Source organism: Brevundimonas sp., assembly GCF_046295775.1.
Lineage (GTDB): Bacteria > Pseudomonadota > Alphaproteobacteria > Caulobacterales > Caulobacteraceae > Brevundimonas.
This window is the reverse complement of the sequence record NZ_JBKBML010000006.1, coordinates 53,704-77,716: the sequence shown is the minus strand read 5'-3', so window position 1 is coordinate 77,716 and position 24,013 is coordinate 53,704. Positions and strand designations below refer to the sequence as shown.

The following is a 24,013-nucleotide window of genomic DNA, read 5'->3' as shown; positions in this document are numbered from 1 at the left end:
ACATATGTCCGGTAGCGGTCATTGCATCCCGGCGCGGATTTCGGCCCGCAGGGCGTCGATTGACTTCAGGCCCTGGTCTGATTTGAAGCGCCAATAGGTCCAGCCGTTGCAGGCCGGCGCATTCTCCAACAACGCGCCCAGCTTGTGGATCGAGCCGGTCAGCGCGCCCGAGATCAGCGAGCCGTCGGCCCGCACCCGCGCCATGCGCTCGCCCTTGGGGCAGTACAGGGTTTCGCCGGGCGCCAGCAGGCCGGCTTCCACCAGGGCGCCGAACGGCACCTTGGGCTCGGACTTCTTGGAGCCCATGACCTTCAGGTCCTCGGGCGCGGCGGGAATGACCGCCTTGATGCGCGCCTCGGCCAGGTCGGCATAGGCTTCGTCGCGCTCGATGCCGATGAAGTGGCGGCCCAGGCGCTTGGCGGCCGCGCCGGTCGTGCCGGTGCCAAAGAAGGGATCCAGCACCACGTCGCCGGGTCGGGTGGCCGACAGCAACACGCGGTGCAGCAGGGCCTCGGGTTTCTGGGTCGGATGGGCCTTCTTGCCGTCAGCGTCCTTCAACCGCTCCTCGCCGGTGCACAGGGCGAAGGTCCAGTCGGAGCGCATCTGGGTGTCTTCGTTGAAGGCCTTCAGGGCGTCGTAGTTGAAGGTGTAGCGCTTCTGCTCGCGCGAGCGCGCCGCCCAGATCAGGGTCTCGTGGGCGTTGGTGAACCGCGTGCCCTTGAAGTTCGGCATCGGGTTGGACTTGCGCCAGATGATGTCGTTCAGCACCCAGAAGCCCAGGTCCTGGATCGCCGAGCCCAGGCGGAAGACGTTGTGGTAGCTGCCGATCACCCAGATCGAGCCCTCGGGCTTGAGCACGCGGCGGCATTCGGTCAGCCAGGCGCGGGTGAAGGCGTCGTAGGTCGCGAAGCTGTCGAACTTGTCCCAGTCGTCGTCGACGGCGTCGACCACGCTGTTGTCGGGCCGCAGCAGGTCGCCGCCCAGCTGCAGATTATAGGGCGGGTCGGCGAAGACCATGTCCACCGAGGCGTCGGGCAGGGCCTTCAGCCGCTCGATGCAGTCGCCGCGCAGCACGACGTTAATGGGAAGATCGGACATGGTACGCGGCCCCGCTCAGCTTGAGAGCGGATTGGTGAATCATCGCGGTTAAGGGCGAGTAACCACGATGATTTTACCGCGTTCAGCCGCCGAAACGGCGCGCCACGAAGACGCCGGCGCGCACCGTGTCGTCGTTCTGCGACAGCGGGCTGTCGGCGATGTCGCCCAGACGGCGCTCGTAACCGACCAGCCCCCCGACGGCCCAACGCGGGGCGATGGGCGCCAGCAGGATCAGGTTGACGCCCGCGCCTTCAAGGCCGCCGTCCGGCGAATAGGCGGAAATGCCGTTGGCGGCCGCCTCGACCGCGTTGACGCCATAATAGGCGTTGGCCAGCTTGTCGTCGCCGCCGCGCACATAGACCGTCCCGGACAGCAGGCCGACAGGCGTCACGCGCTGGTGGCCGATCGAGGCCTGATATTCGGTCCCGTCGGTCTCGCCGGAAATATCGCGGCTGATGCGGCCACCGATCACGATGTTGCCGGGCAAACGCTTGTAGGCATAGGCCGCCAGATCGCCGCCGAAGCCGGGACGCTCGATGTTCAGTCCCTCCATGTCGTCTGCGCCGAAGCGCGGGCGCAGTTGCACGCCGGCGCGCAAATCATCCTGATTGACCACGTTCCAGCCCAGACCCTCGATGGGGTTCAGATAGACCAGGTCGCGGTAGTTGATCATCGCGCCCGGCAGGACCGTGGTCTTGGAGCCCGTGTCGCCGCTGGAATCCTTGCGGTACAGGGCGCCCACGCCGACATCGACGGTCCAGCCCTGGGGCGCGGGCGTCACGCGTTCGAAAGGCTGGGTCTGGGCCAGGGCGGGCGAGGCCGCGGCGGTCATGAGGGCGGCGACGGCAAGAGCGCGAAGGCGCATGGGGAAGCTCCGACACGTCCGCGACGCGCGGACAGTCATCCCAAATGCGCCGACCCGGCCTTTTGCTCCAGCAGGGCGTTCGAGGCGGTCTCGATGCGGCTTTCCAGCAACGCCATGAACTCGGCGCGCTTCATCTCGGCGGGGATCGGCGGCAGGAATTCATAGACCACCGTGCCCGGATAGCGGCGGAAGCCGTGGGCGGGCCAGTGGACCCCGGCGTTGGTCGCCATCGGCCAGCAGGGCACGCCCAGGTCACGATACAGGGCCATGACGCCGGGCTTGTAGTCCGGCGGCGCGCCGGGGGCGGCGCGCGTGCCTTCCGGGAAGATGAATATCTGGCGGCCCTCGGCGGCGCAGGCTCGGGCTTGGCGAACCATGTCCTTGAGCGCCTTGGAATGGGCCGAGCGGTCGATGGAGATCATCTTCGTTTTCCAGGCGAACCAGCCGAAGAAGGGCAGAACCATCAGCTCCTTCTTCATGATGATGGCCGGGTCGCGCAGGACGGCGAAGGGGATGATGATGTCCAGCATGCCCTGGTGCTTGCAGGCGATCAGGGCGGGGCCTTCGGGGCGGTGCTCCAGGCCGCGGAACTCGACTCGGACCCCTGCGATCCAACGCAGGCCGAACAGCACGAACCGGGCCCAGGCCTTGATGACGGCCATGGCCTGTCCGTGACCCAGGATCAGCACGGGCGACAGGATGATGGCGAACAGGGCGATCGACAGATACAGCCAGGCCACGAAGATCAGAGAGCGCACGGTGGTCATGCGGCGGCCTCCGGTTCGGCGGGCGGCCGGGCGGGCGCGGCGCGCTCGGGGTGTTCGCCCTTGAGCCGGTGCCCGGCCTCACGGCCCAGGACGGCCAGATACTTCATGTACTCCAGCGTCATGCGCCGGGCGGTGACGGCGGCGCGCCACCATTCGCTGTCGTCCAGCGAGGGCGTCGAGACGGCGAAAGGCGTCAGGCGCACGCCAGGCAGGGCGCTGCGGATCTCAAGCAGGCTGCGCGGCATATGGTAGTCCGAGGTCACCACGATCAGGCTGTCATAGCCGCGCCGCCGCGCCCAGGCGGCGATCTCCTGGGCGTTGCCGACCGTGTCCTCGGCCTCGAAGCCCAGGTCGACGCAGCAGTTGAACAGCTGGCTTGAACCCGGCGTGAGGGCGCGTAGCTCTTGGCGGCGGACCTCGCGGTTGACGCCCGAGATCAGCAGGCGGTCGCCCTTGCCCTGTTCCAGCAGGCGGATGGAAGCGTTGACCCGCTCGGCCGAGGGGCCGGTCAGGGCGACGATGGCGTCGGCGCGCGCGGGCTCGTCGGCGGGCGACAGGCCGCGCACCCGGTCGGCAAACACGAACAGGCCGACCAGCCAGGTCAGGGCAATGATGGCGACCAAGGCCAGAAACTTCATCGTTTGGCTCTAGCCGCGTCCAAGCCGCCCGCCAAGCGTCCAGCGGGACGGCAGGCGCAGGCCCCCGCGCAGCTGGGCCAGGGCGGTGGCGCGTGCGGCGAGCACGGCGACGGCGGCGGCCAGCAGGGGGCAGGGCAGCAGGATCAGCAGGTCGCCCCAGGCCAGCGGCAGGGCCGGGCTGAGCCCTTCCGATCCGCCGACGAACCGGGCCATGACGATCATCAGGCCCGCGCCCGCCGCGCCTAACGCGCCGGCGCCGGCGGCCAATAGGCCGTATCGCTTCTGGAACAGGCCGGCGATGAAGCCGTCGGTCGCGCCGTGCAGCGACAGGGTCTCGATCGTCTGGCGCTGGGCGGCCAAGCCCGCGCGGGTGGCCCAGGCGACGGCGCAGGCGGCGGCGAAGGCGGTCAGCAGGGCGGCCAGGCCCGACAGGGCGGCGATGGCGCCGGCCGATCGCTCGACCTCGCCGCGCCATAAGGAGTGGTCGTCCACGCTGGCGTCCAGACCCGCTTCGGCCAGGGCGCGGCTGAGTGTCGCGGCGCTGGCCGGGTCGCTGGGGTCGAGCCGCACGACCACCAGGCTGGGGATCGGCAGGTCGGGCAGGACGGCGTCGCCCAGCCAGGGCCGCAGCAGAGCCTCGGCCGTCTTGCGGTCCAGCGCCTCGGCCTCCGACACGCCGGTGACCCCTGACAGGGTCTCGGCCGCGCGGGCGGCGGCGACCGCGCCGGTCTCGTTGACGCGGGGGCGGACCTGGACGGTCGCCTCGGCGCGCAGACGGCCGCTCCAGCCGAAGGCCGCGCGGTCGGCCGCCGAGGCCCCGACGGCCGCCAGGCAGGCGAGGGCGCACAGCACGGCGATGACCACGGCCAGCCAGGGCTCGCCGGCGGCGTCGCGCGGCAATAGGCCGGGACGAGGGGCGCTCAGCATCCGGTTCATTCCGCGCCCTCCAGCCGGCCGTTGCTGAGGCGCAGCACCTTGGCGCCCGAGCGGGCGGCCAGGGCCTCGTCATGGCTGGCGATCAGGACGGTGGCGCCCAGGCGATTCAGGCTCTGGAACAGATGCAGCAGCTTGTCGGCCATGGCGGCGTCGACGCTGCCGGTCGGCTCGTCCGCGAGGATCAGGCCAGGCCGGGTGATGACGGCGCGGGCGATGGCCAGCCGTTGCTTCTCGCCGCCGGACAGGGCGGGGGGAAGGGCGTGCATGCGCCGGCCCAGGCCGACCCAGCGCAGCATCTCCTCGACATCGGCGGCGTGGTCGCGCGCGCGGCCGCCTGCCAGTCGCAGCGGCAGGGCGGCGTTGTCGAAGACGGACAGGTGATCGAGCAGGCGGAAGTCTTGGAAGATCACGCCCGTCTGGCGGCGCAGCTGCGGGATGCGGGCGCGCGGCGCGGCGGTCACGTCCTCGCCGAACAGGCGGATGCGGCCCTCGGTCGGGCGCTCGGCCAGGGTCAGCAGACGCAGCAGGGTCGACTTTCCGGCGCCCGACGGTCCGGTAAGGAAGTGGAAAGAGCCACGCTCCAGAATGAGGTTAACGCCCCGAAGCACGCCGGGCGCGTCCGCATAGCCGAAGCCCGCGTCCGACAGTCGGACGGTCTCGGGCGCGGGGACGGGATCGGCGGCGCGGCGGGTCGGAGCGTTCATTCGGGTTCGGGAACGAGGCGTTTCGCCTCGACAGGGGAGCGGCGCCGCTGGGCGCCTGAGCAGTCGGCACATGATACTGACCTGCCCCGCCTGCGCCACCAGCTATTTCGTTCCCGACGACAGTGTCGGCGCGAACGGCCGCAAGGTCCGCTGTCAGTCGTGCGGCGAGGTGTGGAAGGCGGTCTCCGACGAGCCTCTGGAACTGACCGCCACGACCGCCGCAGCGAACGATTCGCCCGAATCAGCCGGTTTCGGCCGTCGCGACGAAGCGCCCGAACCGGAAACCCTGGCCGAGGCGCCCGCGCCGGAACTGCCCAAGGCTTTTCGCGCCCGCGCCGAGCAGCAGCGTCGCCTGCGCCGCGCCGCCGCGCATGGGGCGGTGTGGGCGGGCTTGGCCGCGGTCTTTCTGGGCCTGCTCGCCAGCGCCTGGCTGTTCCGCGTCGAGGTGGTGACGATGTTCCCGCGCGCGGCCGAGGCCTATGCGATGGTGGGCGCCAAGGTGAATACGGTCGGCTTGGATTTCGAAGCCGTCGGCGGCCGCCCCGCTCCCTATGATCCGGGACGGGTGCTGGTGTCGGGCGCCGTGCGCAATGTGCGCGACAACGAGATCGTCAGTCCTCCGGTGCGGGTCGCGCTGCTGGACGAGCGCGGCGCCGAGATCGGCCACAAGATCGTGCGTCTGGACGGGCCGCCGGTGCTGCCGGGCGGGGTCCAGGGCTTCGCCGTGATGATCCCCGATCCGGGCGGCCGAGCCGCCGGCGTCGGCGTCGATTTCGCTCCCAAGGCTGAACCCGCGCCGATCGAACAGGCCGCGCGCCCCGCCCCCGCCGTGCGCCGCGCCGCGACCGCCGAAGAGGCCGGCCTGCGTCCGGCCCTGGTGCTTGAGGTCAACGCGCCAAGCGGCCTGAGCCCCATTGAAGCCTCGCCCGCCCTCGACAGCGCAGCGGTCCAGACGGTATCGCCGTCGGGTCATGGCTGATCCCACCCCCACCGTTCTTCTCCCCGAAGCCGAGATCGCGCGGATCGTCGACGCTCTGGCGCGGCGCATCGCCCCCGTGACCGACGACGAGACGGTCGCCGCCGTCCTGCTGACCGGCGGGCTGTGGTTCGCCGCTGACCTGACGCGCGCCCTGTCGCGCCATGGCCGAAACGTCCGCTTCGACGCCCTGTGGCTGGCCTCCTACGGCGACGACAAGACCAGCCGGGGCAAGATCGAGGTGCGGTCCGGCTTCCAGCGCCCGATCGAGGGCCGTACCGTGCTGATCCTGGACGACGTGTTCGACACCGGCCTGTCGCTGGCGGAATCGGTGCGCATTGCGCGCGAGGCCGGCGCGGCGCGGGTCCTGACCTGCGTCTTCGCCCGCAAGCCCTGGCCCGAAGCCCGCGCGCCCGAACCCGACTTCGTCGGCTGGGAGGCGCCAAACCGCTTCCTGGTCGGCTACGGCCTGGACCACGCCGGCGGCCTGCGGGGCCTGCCGGACATCTGCGCCCTGGACTGAGCTTCAGTCCGACGTTTCGGCGAACGCCACCTGCGCCGCACCCAAAAGCGCAGAGTGCTTGTGCAGGATCACCTGCGTCGGGATGGCCTTCATATAGTCCTGATACCGGCCCTTGCGCTCGAACCGTTCGCGGAACGGGCTGGCCTTCAGGAAGTCCAGGATGCGCGGCGCGATGCCGCCGCCGACATAGACGCCGCCGCGCGCGCCCGTGGTCAGGGCGATGTCGCCGGCCACCGCGCCCAAGATGGCGCAGAAGCGCGCGAGGGTGTGACCGCAGGCGCTGCGCGGATCAGCGAGGGCGTCGGCCGTGATCTGAGCCGGATCGTCGATGTGGGTCTCGCGGCCTTCGATCTCGGCCAGCGCCCGGTGCATGTTCAGAAGGCCTGGCCCGCAGATCAGCCGCTCGATCGACACCCGGTCGTATCGGCGGCGCAGGATGCGCAGGATCTCGTCCTCCACATCGTCGCCCGGCGCGAAACAGGCGTGGCCGCCCTCGCTGGGCATGGCCATCTCGCGGCCCGAGGCGTCGCGCACCAGGGCCGAGACGCCAAAGCCGGTGCCGGGCCCCAGGACGGCGATGGTCGCGTGCGGATCACCCTGCTCGGGCCCGCCCAGCGAAGCCAGATATTCCTTCGGCACTACAGGCGCGCCCCAGGCCACCGCCTCGAAGTCGTTGATCAGCTTGGCCGGCGTCAGGCCCAGCGTGCCCAGTTCGGTTTCCGTCACCGCCCAGGGCGAGTTGGTCAGGTCGATGGCCCCGTCCGTCACCGGCCCGGCCACCGCGATCACGCCCGACGTCGGCCGCGTGTCGCAGCCCTTCAGATAGGCCTCCACCCCCTCCAGGAAGGTCGGATGGCCCTCGGCCGGAAAGCTGTCGTGATGCTCCAGCACCGGGCGGCCGTCCTCAAGCCGCGCCAGGGCGAAGCGGGCGTTGGTCCCGCCCACGTCGCCGACCAGCACGATGTCGTCCTTGGAGGGTTTCATCCTGAATCCTTTTGGCCCTATCGCTCGGCTCGCGGAGCCTCACTGCTGAGGGCGCCCGATCTTTGCGATCAGGCGTCTACGGCTCGGTCGTTGACGTTGTTGTCGGGCGGGGTATCGATCTGGGCGCTGCCGCCCGGCGTTTCGGTGAAACAGACCGAGGCCCCTTCCTCGGCGGTGCTCACGACATGGCGGAAGGCCCCGAACAGCTCGCGGCCATAGCCCCAGGCCGAGCCCGTGGCGTGGGCGTCGGACCGCCGGGCCGGCGCGCGGGCGTTCAGGTCCACGCCCACCGTCGTCAGCACCCCAGCCTCGGGGTCCAGCCGGATGATGTCGCCGTCCTGGACTCGCGCCAGCAGCCCGCCGGCCAGGGCCTCGGGGCTGACGTGGATCGCCGCCGGGGTCTTGCCCGAGGCGCCGGACATCCGCCCGTCGGTGACGAAGGCGACCTTGAAGCCCTTGTCCTGCAGCACGCTGAGCGCCGGCGACAGGCTGTGCAGTTCGGGCATGCCGTTCGCCTTGGGGCCCTGGAAGCGCAGCACGACCACCACGTCGCGGTCCAGCTTGCCGTCCCGGAATGCCTGCAGCGCGTCTTCCTGGGTTTCGAACACGGCGGCGGGCGCCTCGACGATTCGGTTCTCGGGCTTGACCGCGCTGATCTTGATCACGGCCCGGCCCAGGTCGCCCTGGACCAGCCGCAGGCCGCCCTCGCGGTCAAACGGGTCCGAGGCGGGGCGCAGGATCGACAGGTCCAGGCTCTCCTCGACGCCGTCCTTCCAGACCAGTTCGCCGTCGATCATCGCCGGCTCCTGGAAATAGGCCTCGATGCCGTCGCCCATCACGGTCTGGACGTCGCTGTGGATGTGGCCCGCCTTGGCCAGTTCGCGCGCCACGAAGGCCACGCCGCCGGCGGCCTGGAAGGCGTTCACATCGGCCGAGCCGTTGGGATAGACGCGCGCCAGCAGCGGCGTCACCGACGACAGCTCGTCCATGTCGGTCCAGTCGATCAGCACCCCCGCCGAGCGCGCCATGGCGACCAGGTGGATGGCGTGGTTGGTCGATCCACCCGTGGCCAGCAGCGCCACGATCATGTTGACGATGGACTTCTCGGAGATGACGTCGGCCATCCGCCCACGCCCCTCGCGCGCCAGCTCGACCGCCCGCTTGGCCGCCGCCGCCGTCAGGGCGTCGCGCAGGCCGGTCTCGGGGTGGACGAAGGCGGTGGAGGGCAGGTGCAGGCCGCCCAGCTCCATCATCATCTGGTTGGAGTTGGCCGTGCCGTAGAAGGTGCAGGTGCCGGGCGAGTGATAGCTGCCGATCTCGCTTTCCAGCAGGGTTGCGCGGTCCACCTTGTCCTGGGCGTACAGGGCGCGGATGCGCGCCTTCTCCGCATTGGGAATGCCCGAGGGCATGGGGCCGGCCGGGGCGAAGACGACCGGCAGATGGCCGAACGCCAGGGCGCCCATGAACAGGCCGGGCACGATCTTGTCGCAGACGCCCAGCATCAGGCCGGCGTCGAAGGCGTCGTGGGTCAGGGCGACGCCGGTCGACATGGCGATCACGTCGCGGCTGAACAGGCTCAGCTCCATGCCGGGGCGACCCTGAGTGACGCCGTCGCACATGGCCGGGGTGCCGCCCGCGACTTGGGCCGTGGCGTTCACCTCGCGCACCGCCTGGCGGACGATCTCGGGAAAGCGCTCGAACGGCTGATGGGCCGACAGCATGTCATTGTAGGCAGTGACGATGCCGACGTTGGGCTGAGCGCCCGACATGGCGTTCAGCTTGTCCTTGACCGGGGCGCCGGCGAAGGCGTGGGCCCAGTTGGCGCAGCTCAGCTTGGCGCGGCCGGGCCGCGACGATCCGGCGGCGTCCATGCGGCGCAAATAGTCCGCGCGCGTCACGGCGCTGCGTTCGACGATGCGGGCGGTGACGCGTTCGACGACGGGGTTCAGGGCCATCAGGCGGCCTCCGTCCAATAGACTTCAAGGGGCGTATTCGCCGCGATCAAAGCGGCGATGGGCGTGACGGCGGGATCGCCCTGCGCCTCGCGCTCGAACACCGCGCGCTTCTCGGCGCCGGTGATGGCCAGAACGACGCGTCCGGCCTGGGACAGATAGGGCAGGTTGATCGACAGCCGCTCCATCGACGGCGCCAGGCCGTCGCGGCCCTGAGGCACGCCATACACGGCGGGCGGCAAGCCAGGGATCAGCAGGGTCTTCAGCGTGGGGCTTTGGGGGAACATGGAGCAGATATGGCCATCGCCCCCCATGCCGAGAAGGACCGCGTCGAAACGCGCCCCCTCGGCCGCCAGGGCCTGGGTCGCCAGGGCCGCGGCGCGGTCCACCGTCACCTCGGGGTGGAACATCGGCACGAAGCGTGCGGCCGAGGCGGACCCGGTCAGCACGGTCTGCTTCAACAGGGCGGCGTTCGACTCCGGCGAGGTCTCTGGGACATAGCGCTCGTCGATCAGCGTGGCCGTGACGCGCGACCAGTCGATGTCAGCTTGGCGCATCCGCTCATAGATCGGCGCCGGCGTCGATCCGCCCGACCCGGCGAAGACCGCGCGGCCGTCGGCGGCGATGGCCTGGGCCATTGTCTCGATCAGCCGGTCGGCGCAGGCCTGGGCCCAGTCGGCGGCGGTCGGCAGGGTCTGGATCTCAGTCATTGCGCGTATTCCACTGGCGGCCCGTGCGCGACAGCAGCAGGTCGGCGCTTTCCGGCCCCCAACTGCCGGGCTGGTAGTCCTCGGTCTTGATGTCTGCGCTGGCCCAGGCCTCGGCCACCTCGTCGACCCAGCGCCAGGCTTGCTCGGCCTCGTCGCGACGCACGAACAGGGTGGAATCGCCGTTCATGGCGTCCAGCAGCAAGCGCTCATAGGCGATGCGGCGGCGCGGCGGGGCGGCGTCCTTGCCGTCCACGCCCCACGACAGGCTCATCTTGATGGGCTGCAGCCTCATGCGCTGCTCAAGGCCCGGCTTCTTGTTCATGACCGAAAGCGAGATGTCCTCGTCGGGCTGAAGCTCGATGATCAGCCGGTTGTCCTGAACCTGGCCGCGCTCGCCGTGGCCGAAGATCGAATGCGGCACGGCCTTGAACTGGATCACGATCTCGGTGCGCTTCTCGGCCATGCGCTTGCCGGTACGCATGAAGAAGGGCACGCCCGCCCAGCGCCAGTTGTCGATGTCGGCGCGGATGGCGACGAAGGTCTCGGTGTCCGAGGGCTCGCCGCGCTCCTCGTCATAGCCCTTGACCGATTTTCCATCGACCTCGCCGGCGACGTACTGGCCGCGCACGGTGACGCGCTCGGCCTCCTCGGGCGTGATGCGGCGCAGGGACCGCAGCACCTTCACCTTCTCGTTGCGCACCGAGTCGGGATCCAGGTCGCTGGGCGGCTCCATGGCGACCAGGCACAGCAGCTGCAGCATATGGTTCTGCAGCATGTCCTTCAGGGCGCCGTACTCGTCGTAATAGGGCCAGCGGTCGCCGACGCCGACGGTCTCGCCCACCGTGATCTGGACGTGGTCGACAATCAGGTTGTTCCACAGCGGCTCGAACACGACGTTGCCAAACCGCAGGGCTATCAGGTTCTGGACGGTCTCCTTGCCCAGATAGTGGTCGATGCGGAACACCTGGTCCTCGCGGAACGCCTCGGCCACGGCGTCGTCGATCTCGAGGAAGGAGGCCAGGTCGCGACCCACCGGCTTCTCCAGCACGATGCGGCAGTTGCGCTCGGCCAGACCAGCGCCCTTCATCGCCTTGACGATGCGGGCGTACAGCGAGGGCGACACGGCCAGGAAGGAGGTGACCTCGCCGTCACCGACCCTGGCCTTCAGCGGCTTCAGGCTCTCGGCGTCGGTGGCGTCGACGGCCAGATAGTCCAGCCGCGCCTCCAGTAGGGACCAGGCCTCGGCGTCCCAGGCGTCGGCCGCCTCGGCGCGAGGCTGGACCGCCTCGCGCACCTTGGCGACATACTCCTCAGCCGTTTCCTCGGAGCGCGCGGCGCCGATGATCTTGAGCCCCTCGGCCAGCAGGCCGTCGCGCTCTAGGAAGTAGAGCGACGGCAGAAGCATGCGCATCGCCAGGTCGCCGCCGCCGCCGAAGAGCACCAATGCCGCCATGCGCGATCGTTTCCTTTCAGGAGCGCGGCCCGATGACCGCCTTCAGGATGCGTGTTTGGCCGTTGCGGCCCGCGAGGCCAACACGTCCAGGACATCCTGAAACACCATGTTACGGGCGCGCAGCAGGACGAGCAGGTGATAGACCAAATCCGCGGCCTCGCTGGCGAGTTCCGAATCCGGTCCGGCGACGCCGGCCAGAGCCGTTTCGACACCCTCTTCGCCGACCTTCTGGGCCACGCGCTTGGACCCTTCGGCGATCAGGCGGGCGGTCCAGCTTTCGGCCGGATCGGCGCCGGCCCGTTCGGCGATGGTCTGCTCCAGGCGCGCCACGCGGCCCAGGCCTGGCGCGTCCTCGTCGCCGAAACAGCTGATGCGGTTCAGGTGGCAGGCGTTGCCGACGGGGCGGACCTTCACGACCAGGGCGTCGCCGTCGCAGTCGGGCGTGATCGAAACCACGTGCAGCCGGTCGCCCGAGGTCTCGCCCTTTCGCCACCGCCCGCCGCGCGAGCGCGAGAAGAAGGTGGCCTCGCCAGACTGGATCGTCTCATCCAGCGCGGCGCGGTCCATATAGGCCAGGGTCAGCACCTGCAGGGTCGCGGCGTCCTGCACCACGGCCGGGATCAGGCCGTCGCCCTTGGCGAAATCAAGCGCTTGGGGATCGATCAAAGCCTCACCTCCACGCCTTCGTCGGCGAGATATCGCTTCAGGTCGGGGATGGCGATGGCGCCGGTGTGAAAGACGCTGGCGGCCAGGGCGCCCGATACGTCGGCCGTGTCGAACACGTCCCGGAAATCCTGTGGCGAGCCGGCCCCGCCCGAGGCGACCAGCGGAATGGTCAGGCGCGTGCGGGCCGCGGCCAGCTGTTCGACATCGTAGCCCTTTCGCACCCCGTCGCGGTCGATGCAGTTCAGCACGATCTCGCCGGCGCCGAGTTCTTGAGCCTGCACGATCCACTCCATCGTCAGCCGTCCCGCCCCGCGGCGGCGGTCGGGATCGCCCGTGTACTGGTGCACGCGCCAGTCGCCGTCCTCGAACACGCTGTCGACGCCGACGACGACGCACTGTCGACCCAGGCGCTCGGCCAGTTCGCCGATCAGCTCGGGACGCTCCAGAGCGGGCGAATTGATCGACACCTTGTCCGCGCCGTGATCCAGGCATCGCGCGGCCTGATCGACCGATCGGACGCCGCCCGCCACGCAGAACGGGATGTCCAGCAGACGCGCTACGTCCTCGACCCAGCCGTAGTCCAGCGTGCGGCCCTCGGGGCTGGCGGTGATGTCGTAGAAGACCAACTCGTCGGCGCCCTCGTCGCGATAGCGCGCGGCCAGTTCGGCGGCGTCCCCCATGTCACGGTGCCCCTCGAAGCGCACGCCCTTGACCACGCGGCCGTCCTTGACGTCCAGGCAGGGGATGATGCGGCGCGCGACCATCAGTCCCGCTCGCGGCGCGCGGCCGTGATGGCGTCCGGCAGGGTGAAGCGGCCTTCGTATATCGCCCGGCCGACGATCACCCCGTGACAGCCCAGCGCCTTGATGGCGGTGATGTCGTCCAGCGTCGCCACCCCGCCCGAGGCTTGAAGCACCAGATCGGGCCGGCGCAGGCGGATGTCGGACAGCAGCTCCAGATTCGGCCCCGTCAGCGCACCGTCGCGCGACACGTCGGTGACCAGGACGTGCTTGATGCGGCCGACTGGATAGCGGTCCAGCACGCTGAACAGATCCAGGCCCGACGACTGGGTCCAGCCCTTCAGCGCCGGCGTGGGCACGCCGTTCTCGATGCGCACGTCGAAGGCCAGGGTCAGGCGCTCGGGCCCGAAGCGGTCCAGCCAGTCCAGCACCGTCTCGGGCTGGCTCGCCGCCAGCGACCCCACGACCACGCGATCCACGCCCGCATCGAGCAGGGCCTCCACATCCGACACGGCGCGCACGCCGCCGCCCGACTGGACCTTGAGGTCGATGGCCTGGGCCAGTTCGCCGATCAGGGCGTGCTGGCGGGCCTCTCCGGCCTCGGCGCCGTCCAGGTCGACGATGTGCACCCATTCGGCGCCGCCGGCCGCGAAGACGGCCAGGCGCGCGGGCGGCTGGTCGTCATAGGTCGTCGCCTCGTCGAACCGGCCCTGCATCAGGCGCACGCAGACGCCGCCGCGCAGGTCGATGGCGGGATAGACTATCATGCGGGCAGCTCCAGAAAGTTCTTCAGAATGCGCGCCCCGGCCTGGCTGGAGCGTTCGGGGTGGAACTGACAGCCCCACCGATTGTCACGCCGCACCACCGCCGGCACCGGCCCGCCGTAGTCGGCGCGCGCCAGGGTGGCCGGACCATCGGGACAGACGAAGCCGTGCACGAAATAGGCGTAGGCGCCGTCCGCGATGCCTTCCAGCAGCGGATCCTCGCGCTCGATCGCCAGCGGCGACCACCCCATGTGCGGTACCGGCCGGTCGGCGGCCGGGACCATGGCCTCGACCCGGCCGGGGATCAGGCCCAGCAGATCGGCCTCGCCCTCGGCGCTGGTCTCGAACAGCAGCTGCTGCCCCAGACACACGCCCAGGAACGGACGCTCGAACGCCCGGATCGGCGCGATCAGCTCCAGTTCGCGCAGCCGCCTCATGGCGTAGGCGGCCGCGCCCACGCCGGGCAGGATCAGCCGCTCCGCCTCGGCGATCTCATTGGCCTTTGTAACCAGCCGCACGCGTGCGCCCAGCCTTTCCAGCGCGAACCGCACCGAGGCGGTGTTGCCCGCGCCATAGGCGATCAGGGCGACCTCGCTCACAGCACACCCTTCGTGCTTGGCACCGCGTCGCCTTCGATGCGGATGGCCTGACGCAGGGCGCGGCCCAGGGCTTTGAAGACGGCCTCGGTCTTGTGGTGGTCGTCGTCGCCGGTGACCGTGACGTGGATCGCCGCGCCCAGGTGCTCGGCCAGTGACCGGATGACGTGGGCGGTCAGGTCGGTGCGGTAGTCGCCGATGAAGGGCGTGTCGAACGCGCCCTGGAACACCGGATAGGGCCGACCTGACAGATCGATCGACACACTCGCATTGGCCTCGTCCATAGGCAGGACGAAGCCGTAGCGGGCGATGCCCCTGCGCTCGCCCAGCGCCTGTTTCAGCGCCTGACCCAGGGCGATGGCCGAGTCCTCGATGGTGTGGTGCGGATCGGTGTGCAGGTCGCCTTCGCACGACAGGCGCAGCGAGAAGCCGCCGTGGGCCGCGACCTGCTCCAGCATATGGTCGAAGAAGCCGACGCCGGTCTCGATGCGGACCGGACCGGTCGAGTCCAGATCGACGGCGCAGACGATGCGCGTTTCCTTGGTGTCGCGCACGGCTTCGCCCAGACGGTGCGGGCGGCGGCGATCCGAGGCCAGGCCGAAGGCGGCCAGTACGCGGTCGTTGACCTCGGCCTTCAGCGAGACGGGCAGACGCAGGCGCTCGCCCGACAGGTCGGCCTGGACGCCATAGATCGTGAGCGCCGCGAGCGCTGCGGCAGGGTCCGACGGTTGAGCGACGATGATTGGACCGACGCCGGGCTCGACCCGCATCTGGCGCGACAGGGCGTCGACCAGCCGCTCGCGTTCGCGCCGCACGCCGGCGATGCGCGCCTGCGTCTCCATCATCCGCGACGGGTCCAGCGCCTGCAGCGCCAGCCGGATCAGCGGTTCGGGCAGGGCGTAGGGCTCCAGCACCGAAGCCAGCCGCGCCAGGGTCGCCGGCTGGGCGATCGCTGCGCCGACACGCGCGCCGGCCAAGCCATAGGCCAGCGACAGACTGCGCAGCACGACCAGGTTCGGGTGGTCGGCCACGACCGTGGCGGCCGAGGCGCTGTCGGAGAATTCGATCAGGCCTTCGTCGACGACCAGCAGGGCGGGGGCGGTGCGCGCCGCCATTTCTGCGACCGCCTCGGGCGATCCCAGCGCGCGCACGACGACGGCCGCCGCCGGGCCGCGCGACGGATAGATGGCGGCCAGGGCCGCATAGGGCTCGCCCTTCGGCGCCTCGACCGAGCCGCTTTCGAGAGCGGCCAAACGCCAGACCAGCTCCAACCCGTGGGTCACACCGCGCACCGGCAGGACCTGTTCGACCGAAGCGGCGTAAATCGCGGCCATGCGCGCGGCCAGCGTCCTAGCCTCGGACGGATAGCGGTCCAGCCCGTCGCCGCCGGACACCAGCGGAGGAAAAGGCGCGGGCAGGCTCATCCCTCGCTCCTCAGATCGGCCGAGCGGGCGTGGGCCTCCAGGCCTTCCAGACGCGCCAGACGCGCCGCGATGGGCCCCAAGGCGCGGGCGCCGGCGGCGTTCACCTGCTGGATCGACATGCTGGTCATGAAGCTGGCGGTGGTCACGCCGCCCAGGGTGCGCGCGGCGCCGTCGGTCGGCAGGACGTGGCTGGGTCCGGCGGCGTAGTCGCCCAGGGTCTCGGCGGCGTGACGGCCGACGAAGACCGCGCCGGCGGCCTGGATGGCGGGGACCATCTCCTCGGCCTCCTCGACCTGAAGCGCCAGGTGCTCGGGGCCGTACAGATTGATCGCCTCGATGGCGGCGTCCAGATCGCGCACCAGGATGGCGCGGCCTTCCTCCAGCGACGCGCGCGCGATCGCTTCGCGCGGCAGACCGGCGACCTGGCGTTCGACCTCGGTCAGGACGTAGTCGAGATTGGCGCGACTGGTGGAGACCAGGATCACCTGGGCGTCCGCATCGTGCTCGGCCTGGCTCAGCAGGTCGGCGGCGGCGATCTCGGGCGCCGAGTCGCGGTCGATCACGACCATCAGCTCGGACGGACCCGCCGGCATGTCCACGGCCGGGCCGCCCGGCAGTGCCGAAGCCTGTTTCTTGGCCTCCGCGACATAGACGTTGCCGGGACCGAACAGCTTGTCGCACGGCGGGATGAAGCCGTCGTCCAGCTGGACGCCGAAGGTCAGGGCGGCGATGGCCTGGGCTCCGCCGATCAGCCAGATCGCATCCAGCCCGGCCTCGCCGGCGGCCACGATCATGGCGGGGTGCACGCCGCCGTCTCGGTTGGGCGGAGTGACCGCCACGCGCGTCTCGACCCCGGCCACGCCGGCGGGAATGGCCAGCATCATCAGCGACGAGAACAGGGGTGTCGCCCCGCCGGGCGCGTAGAGACCGGCCCGCCCGATTGGCCGCCAGGCCAGTTTGGAACGCACGCCGGGCGTCGTCTCGATCCAGGCCGTGTCGTCGGGCCGCGTCGCCTGATGGAAGACGCGGATGTTGTCGGCGGCCAGGCGCAGGGCGCGCGCATCGGCGGGCGCCAGGGCGGACCGCGCCTCGGCCACGGCCTGATCGGTGACGGCGATGCGGCGCGGCGGAGCCTTGTCCAGCTTGACGGCCCAGTCGACCACGGCCGCGCCGCCGCGTTCGCGCACGTCGTCCATGATGGCGCGCACCGTCTCGGTCACGTCGCCGGCGGTGCGGCGCGCGGGGCGGGCGAGGGCGGCGGCCTTTCCGGCCGCGTCGAGAGGGGTCCAGTCGATCCGCTTCATCACATCATCTTCTCGATGGGCAGGACCAGGATGGCCGAGGCGCCCTCGGCCTTGAGCGCCTCCAGCGTCTCCCAGAACACCGCCTCCTGGCACACGGCGTGGACGGCCACGGCGTCGTCGCGGCCCGACAGGGGCATCACGGTCGGCGAGCCCGCACCCGGCAGGATGGCGGTGATCCGATCCAGCGCGGATCGCGGCGCGTTCAGCATCACGTATTTGGCGCCTTGCGAGGACACCACGCCGGCCATCCGCTCGATGACGCTCTCCAACAGGTCGCTCAGCTCGGGTTCCGGCGCGATGGGCGAGCGGATCAGAACCGCCTGACTTTCCAGCACCGTGTCCTGGGCCTTGAGGCCGTTGGCCTCCAGCGTCGCGCCGGTCGACACCAGGTCGCAGATGGCGGCGGCCAGCTTCAGCCGGGGCGCGACCTCGACCGCGCCGCGCATGGTCACGATGTCGGCCGACACGCCGCGCTCGTCCAGGAAGCGGCGCAGGATCTTCGGATACGATGTGGCGATGCGCAGTCCGTCCAGCGAGGTCGCGCCCTCATAGGCCAGGGCCGGCGGCGTCGCGATCTTCAGCGTGCAGCGGCCGAAGCCCAGAGGCATGATGATCTCGGCGTTGGCGCCGCCGTTCTTGCCTTCCTCCAGCACGTTCTCGCCGACGATGCCCAGGTCGCAGACGCCGTCCGCGACGAAGGTCGGAATGTCGTCGTCGCGCACCCGCAGCAGGTCGATCGGATAGTTCTCCACCCGATACAGCAGGTCGTTGTGGCCCTTGACCCACTTCAGACCTGCGTCGCGGATCAGGTCCAGGCTGCGGTCGGCCAGACGGCCGGATTTCTGGACGGCGATGCGAAGCCGTCCCTGCACAGTGCTCATGTCGGTTGCTCAGTCTTTCAGGCGGTCCAGCACCAGGCGATAGCCCTGGTGCGGCATGTCTTTCAGGGACCGGGCGACGCGCACCACGGTGGTTGGGCTGGCCGAGGCTTCGGCGGCGATCTCGCGATAGGACAGCGCGCCCGCATCCAGCAGCCGCGCCACGCGCCAGCGCTCGGCGAAGGCGCGCAGTTCCGACGGCGTGCACAGATCGGTCAGAAAGGCGTCGACCTCCTGCGGCGTCCTGAGGCTCAGGAGCGCGTCATAAAGGGCGGCGCGGTCGGGCGGGATGGTCATAGCGCGTTCCATTATGCTGTAACAATGAAACGGTCAAGCGGGTGGCGAGTGATACGTGGCGAGTGACGAGGATTCGGGATGCCTGTCTCGCGCTTTCGCCACTCGCCACTCGCCACTCGCCACTCTATTTCTGCCTTCATGACCAAGGTTCTCATCATCGGCGCGGGGCATGCGGGCGGGACGGCGGCGGCGTTGCTGCGTCAGCACGGGCACGCAGGCCCGATTGTGCTGGCGGGCGAAGAGGCGGCGGCACCCTATCAGCGGCCGCCCCTGTCCAAGGCCTGGCTGAAGGGCGAGGCGGGGCTGGACGATCTGCTGTTGCGGCCCGAGAGCTTCTATGTCGAGCAGGCCATCGACCTGCGCCTGGGCGTCACGGCGACGGCCATCGACGCGGCCGCGCGCACCGTCGCCTTTTCCGACGGGACGACCGAAACCTATGATGTGCTGGTGCTGGCGACAGGATCGACGGCGCGGCGCCTGCCGGTGCCGGGCGGCGACGATCCCAGTTTGCTGGAACTGCGCACGCTGAAGGACGCCGAGCGGCTGAAGGCGCTGCTGGGTCCGGGCAAGCGGCTGGCGGTGGTCGGCGGCGGCTATGTCGGGCTGGAGGCGGCGGCCTCGGCCCGCGCGCTGGGCGCGGACGCCGTGGTCATCGAACGCATGGACCGGGTGCTGGCGCGCGTGGCGTCGCAGACCCTGTCGGACTTCTTCACGGCGCTTCATCGCGCGCATGGCGTGGAGATCCTGACCTCGGCCGAGGCGCAGTCTTTGGAGGCCCGGTCTCTGGAGGACGGCGTCGTTCGGCTGGCCGACGGCCGGACGATCCAGGCCGACGCCATTCTGGTCGGCATCGGGGCGCAGTCGTGCGACGGGCTGGCGGCGACCGCCGGGCTGGCGTGCGACAATGGCGTGGTGGTGGACGAGCAGGCGCGGACCTCGGACCCCGCCATCTTCGCCATCGGAGATGTGACCAACCGGCCCGTGCCCGTCCACGACGGCGCGCGCCATCGGCTGGAGAGCGTGCCCAACGCGCTGGAGCAGGCCAAGCAGGCCGCCGCCGCCATCGTCGGCCGTCCGGCCCCGACGCCCGAAGTGCCCTGGTTCTGGTCGGATCAGTACGATGTGAAGCTGCAGATCGCGGGCCTGCCCTTCGGCGCCGACCGCCAGGTGGTGCGCGGCGATCCGACCGCGCCCGGCTTCGCCGTCTTCCATCTGCAGGGCCAGCGGCTGCTGTGCGTCGAGGCGGTCAACGCCCCGGCCGAGTTCATGGGCGGGCGCCTGTTGATCGGCAAGGCGACGCCGGTCGACGCCGAAAGGCTGGCGGATGCGGCGGTGTCGATGAAGGCCGTGGCCCTCTAGTAGACGTCGCGCCGATACCGACCGGCCTCCGTCAGAGCCTGCAGCCCCGCCTCGCCCAGCACGGCCTGAAGCGCCGCATGGACGCCGCGCGACATCCCCTCCAGACTGCCGCAGACATAGATGAAGGCGCCGCGCTCGACCCAGTCGGCGAGGGGACCGGCGTGCTCGGCGACCAGGGCCTGGACGTAGGTCCGCTCGGCCCCGTCGCGCGAGAAGCACCGGTCCAGCCGCGTCAGCACGCCCGAGCCCAGCCAGGCCTGCAGCTCCGCGTCATAAAAGGTGTCGTGGTCGCGCGTGCGCTCTCCGAACAGCAGCCAGGTCTCGCTCGACTGGTTCAGGGCAGCGCGGGCCTTCAGATGGGCGCGCAGGCCGGCGATGCCCGTGCCGTTGCCGATCAGGATCATAGGCGCGCCGGGGGGCGGGGCGTGGAAGCCGCGGTTGGCGCGGATGCGCAGGTCGATCTCGTCGCCCGGCTGGATCGTCCGGGTCAGCCAGCCCGAAGCCAGACCCGGCGTCCCGTCGGGCCGATGCATCAGGCGGATCAGGAACTCGGCGCGGCCGTCGGCGGGCAGGGAAGCGACGGAGTATTCGCGCGAGGCGGTGGCCTGGCCGTCGCGAGGCGGCACTCCGATCTCGGCGATGTCGCCGGCCGCCCAATTTGGCGCGGCGCCGACCGGCTCGAACGCGAGATGATGCGCCTCGCCGCCCGGACTGCCGGGGTTCAGCAGGCGGCGCTCGACCAGCCGCCAGCGGTCATAGGCCGGCGGGGTCCAGTCCGGCGCCGTCGTCGCCCCGGTGATCTGGTTCAACTGATGCTGCCAGTGGCGGATGTCGCCGGCGTCGCCGTTGTCGACCTCGACGGGATCGAACAGGGGCGGGGCTTCGGCGCGGGCCAGCCAGGCGGCCAGCGCCCGGCCGAAGCCGCAAAAGGCGTCATAGCTGCGGTCGCCCAGCGCCAGCAGGCCCCACGACAGATCGGGCAGGGCGGCGTCCTGGCTCATGACCCTGCGCACGAAGCCCGAGGCCGCATCCGGCGGATCGCCCTCGCCGGTGGTCGAGACTATAAACAGGGCGCGGCGCGCGTTTCGCAGCGTCTCCAGATCCAGGTCGGCGAAGGACAGGACCCGCGCGCCGACCCCGCCGTCCGACAGGGCGCGGGCGGTCATCCAGGCCAGTTCCTCGCCAAAGCCGGTCTGACTGGCGTAGGCGACCAGCACGGCGTCCTGGCCCGCATCGCCGGTCAGGGCCTGGGCTCGCTCGGCCTCGCGGCGACGGTTCCGGCGCACGCGCCAGACGACGCCGGCCGTCAGCAGGAGCCAAAGGGCGACGGCGGCGACGGCCCATAGCAGGCGTTCCGGCTCAGCCGTCACTCGCCCTCGTCCAGCATGGCGGCGAACGCCGGGCTCAGGCGCTCCACCAGCCCACGCGGCGTGCGCTCGACGAATTGCGCGGCCAGGCCCATGGCCTCGGCGTACTCCGGCCCCTCGAACGGCCCCATGACCGTCAGGGCGGTGGCCAGGGCGTCGGCGCGCATGGCGGAGGCGTCGAACACCGTCACCGAGGCCAGGCCGTTGTCGACCGGGCGTCCGGTGCGGCCGTCGATGGTGTGAGGATACAGCTTGCCGTCCACCTGAAAGGCGCGGCGCCAGTCGCCGGACGTCGCCATCGCCAGATCGACCAGGGCGACCACGGTGCGCGGCGCGGGCGTGCCGGCCGGCATCTCCAGCTCGACCCACCAGGGCTGGCCGTCGGGCTTGACGCCGCGACCCTGAACCTCGCCGCCGATCTCGACCAGATGCGAGGTCGCGCCCAGCGCCGTGAGACGATCCGACACGCAGTCCACGGCATGGCCCTTGGCGATGCCCGAGAAATCGAGCCGCGTCCCACCGGGCTGCATCGCCGCGCGCGCGTCACGGTTCAGGCGCAAACGGCCCCAGCCGCTCACGGCCAAAGCCGCATCGACCTCGTCGTCGCCGGGCAGGGGCGCCGCGTCGTCGCGCGGTCCCGGTGGGCCGAAGCCCCATAGATCGACCAGGGCGCCCAGCGTCGGATCGACCGCGCCATTCGTCTCGTCGCCCAGGTCCAGCGAGGCGTTCAGCAGGTCCCAGAACTCGGGCGACAGCTCCCAGGTGCCCGCCGGCGCCGCGTTGAACCGGCTGATCTCCGAGCGGCGGTCCCAAGGACTGAACAGGGCCACGATGCGGGTCAGTTCCGCGTCGATGGCGGCGCGGAAGGTCTCCTCGCGCTCGCCCGGCGGCGGGACCAGGCGGACCGACCAGGTCGTGCCCATGCTTTCGCCCTTCAGGGTCCAAACGCGGTCGCTGGGCGGCCGCTGCGGCGGCGCCTTCAGGGCCGGGATCAGGACGCGGTTCTCTGACCGATCGCCGCCGATCTCCAGCGGGGGCGGGGCGATGTCGCCGGCGCGGGTCAGGGCAGAATCTCCAGCACGCCGTTGTAGCTGGCGTTCAGGGCCGGCTGCCCAGCGGCGCCGGGCGTGCGCACCGAGGCGTTCAGCCAGTACATCCCGGCGTCGCTCCAGGTCACGGTGAAGGCGCCCTGGGCGTCGGTGCGCACCGTCTGCTCCTCGGGATTGTCGCGATAGCGCGTGCCGCCGCGCGCGATGGTGACCTCCAGGTCGGCGGCGGGTTGACCGTCGCGCACGAATTTGAACGTCGCCGGCTCGCCGACCACCAGGTCGTTGGGGTGGGTGACGGGAACCAGTTCCAGACCTTGCCCGGTCGGCGCCAGGGCGGTGTCGTTCGGCTCGCCCAGGGTGACGAAGGTCTCGGTGCGGCTGTTCATGCGCGTGGTCTGCACCTCGGTGGCGCCCGCGGGCAGGGCGGCGGCGAAGTCGGCCTCGCGCCCGCGCCAGCGCTTCTGCTCGCCATTCTCCATATAGGTCGCCATGAAACCCGAGCCGACGTTGGCCACGCGATAGGTGCCCGGCTGGGTCAGGTGCAGGTCGAAGGTCGAGCGATAGCGCGCCTGATGGCTGTTCTGGGCCTGGGCGGCCGAGCCGTCGGGCGCGGTGATGGTCAAGCCGTCCAGGCGCATGGCGGCGTGGTCGGGGATGAAGACGCCGTTCGACATGCCCGCGTCGAACCCGACCCAGGCCTCGCCGCCCGACAGGACGGTGGCGGTGGGGGCCAGCCAGGCGCGGTGGGCCTGGGCCGACAGCGGCAGGGCGAGCGCGGCGCCGAGGGCGATCAGGGCGAGGGTCTTCTTCATGGCTCTAATCCTTAGCGGGTGACGGCGACGGAGACCGCGCCCAGTTCGGTGGATCCGGCGGCCTGTCCGGTGTTGGCCGCGCCCCAGCGGAAGGGCACGCGCACCGCCTCGCGTCCGCCCAGTTCGCGGGCGGCCTCGACGACCAGGGTGTATTGGCCGGCCGGCAGGCTGGCCAGGCGGGCGCCGGGAATGCGGACGGTCTGGCGGCCCGGCGCACGGGTCGGGCCGGACACGCCGTCGGCGGGCAGGCTCAGCGCGCGCCCGCCCTTGCGCCACCAGGTGCGCATGTCCTTCAGCCAGTCCTGGCCCTCGGCGTTGGGCAGGGCGGTGTCATACCAGACCGCCAGGGTGCGGACGTGGGCCGCCTCGCCGTTCTCGATCCACACGGCGACGTAGGGGCGGTGGTAACTGGCGCTGGCGATGCGCGGAATCTCGACCGTGACGGTCAGATCGGCGGCGGCGGCTGGGGAGGCGACTGCACCCAGTCCAGCGGCGGCGAGGGCGGCGGAGAGAAGGCGCATCTCGATACTCGTCAGTGAATGAAGATCAAGGCGATAACGACGGGGATCAGCAGGCCCAGGGCGACGATCGGCCAGGTCGAGGGTCGGCCCCGCGCGTGCAGCCACAGCAGGGCCAGGCCGGTGACGGCGAAGATCACGCAGGCCACCGCGAAGACGTCGATGAACCAGTACCAGACGACCCCGGCGTTACGGCCTTTGTGCAGGTCGTTGAGGTAGGCGATCCAGCCGCGCGTCGTCTTTTCGTGCAGCGCCTCGCCGGTGGCGCGATCCACCGTGATCCAGCCGTCGCCGCCGGGCGTAGGCAGGGCGATGTAGATTTCCTGAGGCGTGGTCTCGGTGGCGCGGCCGGCGACGGCGACGCCGAACTCCGACTGGATCCACCGCGCCAGGGCCTCGGGCGCCGGGTCGGTGGTCTCGGGGGCGAAATCGGCCAGACGGGCCAGCAGCGGCGCGGGCAGGTCGGCGGTGGTCTCGACCGTCACCGGCTCGGCCGGGATCTGCGAGGCGTGGTTCAGGGTGATCCCCGTCACCGCGAACAGGATCAGGCCGACCAGGCTGACGGCGGCCGAAATCCAGTGCCAGCTGTGCAGCTGCTTCAGCCAGAACGAGCGGCGCGCGTTCATGGCCGCC

The 24,013-nt window shown here is 70.7% G+C and carries 26 protein-coding genes and 1 pseudogene; 3 read left to right on the top strand and 24 right to left on the bottom strand.

Going from position 1 to position 24,013, the window contains the following annotated elements:
- Positions 1–18: 18 nt before the first annotated feature.
- The 6 genes from ACK4I0_RS05855 to ACK4I0_RS05830 form a co-directional block, all read right to left on the bottom strand.
- The gene (locus ACK4I0_RS05855; RefSeq protein ID WP_409608920.1) at positions 19–1,098 is read right to left on the bottom strand and encodes a site-specific DNA-methyltransferase; all 1,080 of its coding nucleotides are present in this window, start codon (positions 1,096–1,098) and stop codon (positions 19–21) included.
- An 82-nt stretch (positions 1,099–1,180) separates the two neighbouring features.
- Positions 1,181–1,963, bottom strand: a complete 783-nt coding sequence (locus ACK4I0_RS05850) for a MipA/OmpV family protein (RefSeq protein ID WP_409608918.1) — start codon at positions 1,961–1,963, stop codon at positions 1,181–1,183.
- Between the two features lie 35 nt (positions 1,964–1,998).
- Complete coding sequence (locus ACK4I0_RS05845; protein ID WP_409608916.1) at positions 1,999–2,730, bottom strand: lysophospholipid acyltransferase family protein; 732 nt, start codon at positions 2,728–2,730, stop codon at positions 1,999–2,001.
- On the bottom strand, positions 2,727–3,368 hold the full coding sequence (locus ACK4I0_RS05840; protein WP_409608914.1) for a YdcF family protein: 642 nt from the start codon (positions 3,366–3,368) through the stop codon (positions 2,727–2,729). Before ACK4I0_RS05840 ends, ACK4I0_RS05845 begins: the two co-directional genes overlap by 4 nt.
- Positions 3,369–3,377: 9 nt before the next feature.
- Entirely contained in the window at positions 3,378–4,304 is a 927-nt protein-coding gene (locus ACK4I0_RS05835) for a cell division protein FtsX (RefSeq protein WP_409608912.1), read from the bottom strand.
- Positions 4,301–5,008: a cell division ATP-binding protein FtsE gene (locus tag ACK4I0_RS05830; protein WP_409608910.1), complete on the bottom strand. Its 708-nt coding sequence runs from the start codon at positions 5,006–5,008 to the stop codon at positions 4,301–4,303. The genes ACK4I0_RS05835 and ACK4I0_RS05830 overlap by 4 nt, the downstream gene beginning before the upstream one ends.
- Positions 5,009–5,078: 70 nt before the next feature.
- Here ACK4I0_RS05830 and ACK4I0_RS05825 point away from each other — a divergent pair, with 70 nt between their 5' ends.
- Together ACK4I0_RS05825 and ACK4I0_RS05820 are read left to right on the top strand one after the other, a co-directional pair.
- Positions 5,079–5,987, top strand: coding sequence for an MJ0042-type zinc finger domain-containing protein (locus tag ACK4I0_RS05825; RefSeq protein ID WP_409608908.1), 909 nt, complete (start codon positions 5,079–5,081; stop codon positions 5,985–5,987).
- Positions 5,980–6,507 (top strand): phosphoribosyltransferase, encoded by a 528-nt coding sequence (locus ACK4I0_RS05820; RefSeq protein WP_409608906.1) that lies wholly within the window; start codon positions 5,980–5,982, stop codon positions 6,505–6,507. The genes ACK4I0_RS05825 and ACK4I0_RS05820 overlap by 8 nt, the downstream gene beginning before the upstream one ends.
- Positions 6,508–6,510: 3 nt before the next feature.
- On the opposite strand, the gene glk is transcribed toward ACK4I0_RS05820, so the two are convergent.
- The 13 genes and pseudogenes from glk to ACK4I0_RS05755 form a co-directional block, all read right to left on the bottom strand.
- Entirely contained in the window at positions 6,511–7,491 is a 981-nt protein-coding gene (glk, locus tag ACK4I0_RS05815; protein WP_409608904.1) for a glucokinase, read from the bottom strand.
- 68 nt (positions 7,492–7,559) lie between these two features.
- Positions 7,560–9,446 carry a phosphogluconate dehydratase gene (edd, locus tag ACK4I0_RS05810; RefSeq protein WP_409608902.1) on the bottom strand — a complete coding sequence of 629 codons (1,887 nt, stop codon included), beginning with the start codon at positions 9,444–9,446 and terminating at the stop codon, positions 7,560–7,562.
- Complete coding sequence (gene pgl / locus ACK4I0_RS05805; protein WP_409608900.1) at positions 9,446–10,153, bottom strand: 6-phosphogluconolactonase; 708 nt, start codon at positions 10,151–10,153, stop codon at positions 9,446–9,448. The genes edd and pgl overlap by 1 nt, the downstream gene beginning before the upstream one ends.
- Positions 10,146–11,606, bottom strand: coding sequence for a glucose-6-phosphate dehydrogenase (gene zwf, locus ACK4I0_RS05800; protein WP_409608898.1), 1,461 nt, complete (start codon positions 11,604–11,606; stop codon positions 10,146–10,148). Before zwf ends, pgl begins: the two co-directional genes overlap by 8 nt.
- Positions 11,607–11,648: 42 nt before the next feature.
- A complete protein-coding gene (gene hisIE / locus ACK4I0_RS05795) occupies positions 11,649–12,272 on the bottom strand; it encodes a bifunctional phosphoribosyl-AMP cyclohydrolase/phosphoribosyl-ATP diphosphatase HisIE (protein ID WP_409608896.1) in 624 nt (207 codons plus the stop codon).
- Positions 12,269–13,036 carry an imidazole glycerol phosphate synthase subunit HisF gene (hisF, locus tag ACK4I0_RS05790; protein WP_409608894.1) on the bottom strand — a complete coding sequence of 256 codons (768 nt, stop codon included), beginning with the start codon at positions 13,034–13,036 and terminating at the stop codon, positions 12,269–12,271. Before hisF ends, hisIE begins: the two co-directional genes overlap by 4 nt.
- Positions 13,036–13,779, bottom strand: coding sequence for a 1-(5-phosphoribosyl)-5-[(5-phosphoribosylamino)methylideneamino]imidazole-4-carboxamide isomerase (gene hisA / locus ACK4I0_RS05785; protein WP_409608892.1), 744 nt, complete (start codon positions 13,777–13,779; stop codon positions 13,036–13,038). Before hisA ends, hisF begins: the two co-directional genes overlap by 1 nt.
- Positions 13,776–14,375: an imidazole glycerol phosphate synthase subunit HisH gene (gene hisH / locus ACK4I0_RS05780; RefSeq protein ID WP_409608890.1), complete on the bottom strand. Its 600-nt coding sequence runs from the start codon at positions 14,373–14,375 to the stop codon at positions 13,776–13,778. Before hisH ends, hisA begins: the two co-directional genes overlap by 4 nt.
- Positions 14,372–14,968, bottom strand: coding sequence for an imidazoleglycerol-phosphate dehydratase HisB (gene hisB, locus ACK4I0_RS05775; protein WP_409609020.1), 597 nt, complete (start codon positions 14,966–14,968; stop codon positions 14,372–14,374). Before hisB ends, hisH begins: the two co-directional genes overlap by 4 nt.
- A gap of 21 nt (positions 14,969–14,989) precedes the next feature.
- Positions 14,990–15,487 (bottom strand): annotated as a pseudogene (locus ACK4I0_RS05770) (aminotransferase class I/II-fold pyridoxal phosphate-dependent enzyme); the annotation flags it as partial.
- Between the two features lie 305 nt (positions 15,488–15,792).
- Complete coding sequence (gene hisD / locus ACK4I0_RS05765) at positions 15,793–17,100, bottom strand: histidinol dehydrogenase (RefSeq protein WP_409608888.1); 1,308 nt, start codon at positions 17,098–17,100, stop codon at positions 15,793–15,795.
- Positions 17,100–17,981, bottom strand: a complete 882-nt coding sequence (hisG, locus tag ACK4I0_RS05760) for an ATP phosphoribosyltransferase (protein ID WP_409608886.1) — start codon at positions 17,979–17,981, stop codon at positions 17,100–17,102. Before hisG ends, hisD begins: the two co-directional genes overlap by 1 nt.
- Before the next feature lie 9 nt (positions 17,982–17,990).
- Positions 17,991–18,275 (bottom strand): YerC/YecD family TrpR-related protein, encoded by a 285-nt coding sequence (locus tag ACK4I0_RS05755; protein ID WP_135066775.1) that lies wholly within the window; start codon positions 18,273–18,275, stop codon positions 17,991–17,993.
- Positions 18,276–18,413: 138 nt separating this feature from the next.
- Between ACK4I0_RS05755 and ACK4I0_RS05750 the strand changes: the two genes are divergently transcribed.
- Positions 18,414–19,634, top strand: a complete 1,221-nt coding sequence (locus tag ACK4I0_RS05750) for an NAD(P)/FAD-dependent oxidoreductase (RefSeq protein ID WP_409608884.1) — start codon at positions 18,414–18,416, stop codon at positions 19,632–19,634.
- Here ACK4I0_RS05750 and ACK4I0_RS05745 read toward each other — a convergent pair.
- The 5 genes from ACK4I0_RS05745 to ACK4I0_RS05725 form a co-directional block, all read right to left on the bottom strand.
- Entirely contained in the window at positions 19,631–21,004 is a 1,374-nt protein-coding gene (locus tag ACK4I0_RS05745) for a sulfite reductase subunit alpha (protein ID WP_409608882.1), read from the bottom strand. The genes ACK4I0_RS05750 and ACK4I0_RS05745 overlap by 4 nt on opposite strands.
- A complete protein-coding gene (locus ACK4I0_RS05740; RefSeq protein WP_409608880.1) occupies positions 21,001–21,924 on the bottom strand; it encodes an FAD:protein FMN transferase in 924 nt (307 codons plus the stop codon). The genes ACK4I0_RS05745 and ACK4I0_RS05740 overlap by 4 nt, the downstream gene beginning before the upstream one ends.
- A gap of 137 nt (positions 21,925–22,061) precedes the next feature.
- On the bottom strand, positions 22,062–22,862 hold the full coding sequence (locus ACK4I0_RS05735; RefSeq protein WP_409608878.1) for a DUF4198 domain-containing protein: 801 nt from the start codon (positions 22,860–22,862) through the stop codon (positions 22,062–22,064).
- An 11-nt stretch (positions 22,863–22,873) separates the two neighbouring features.
- On the bottom strand, positions 22,874–23,383 hold the full coding sequence (locus ACK4I0_RS05730) for a DUF2271 domain-containing protein (protein WP_409608876.1): 510 nt from the start codon (positions 23,381–23,383) through the stop codon (positions 22,874–22,876).
- 11 nt (positions 23,384–23,394) lie between these two features.
- On the bottom strand, positions 23,395–24,006 hold the full coding sequence (locus tag ACK4I0_RS05725) for a PepSY-associated TM helix domain-containing protein (protein WP_409608874.1): 612 nt from the start codon (positions 24,004–24,006) through the stop codon (positions 23,395–23,397).
- Positions 24,007–24,013: the final 7 nt, after the last annotated feature.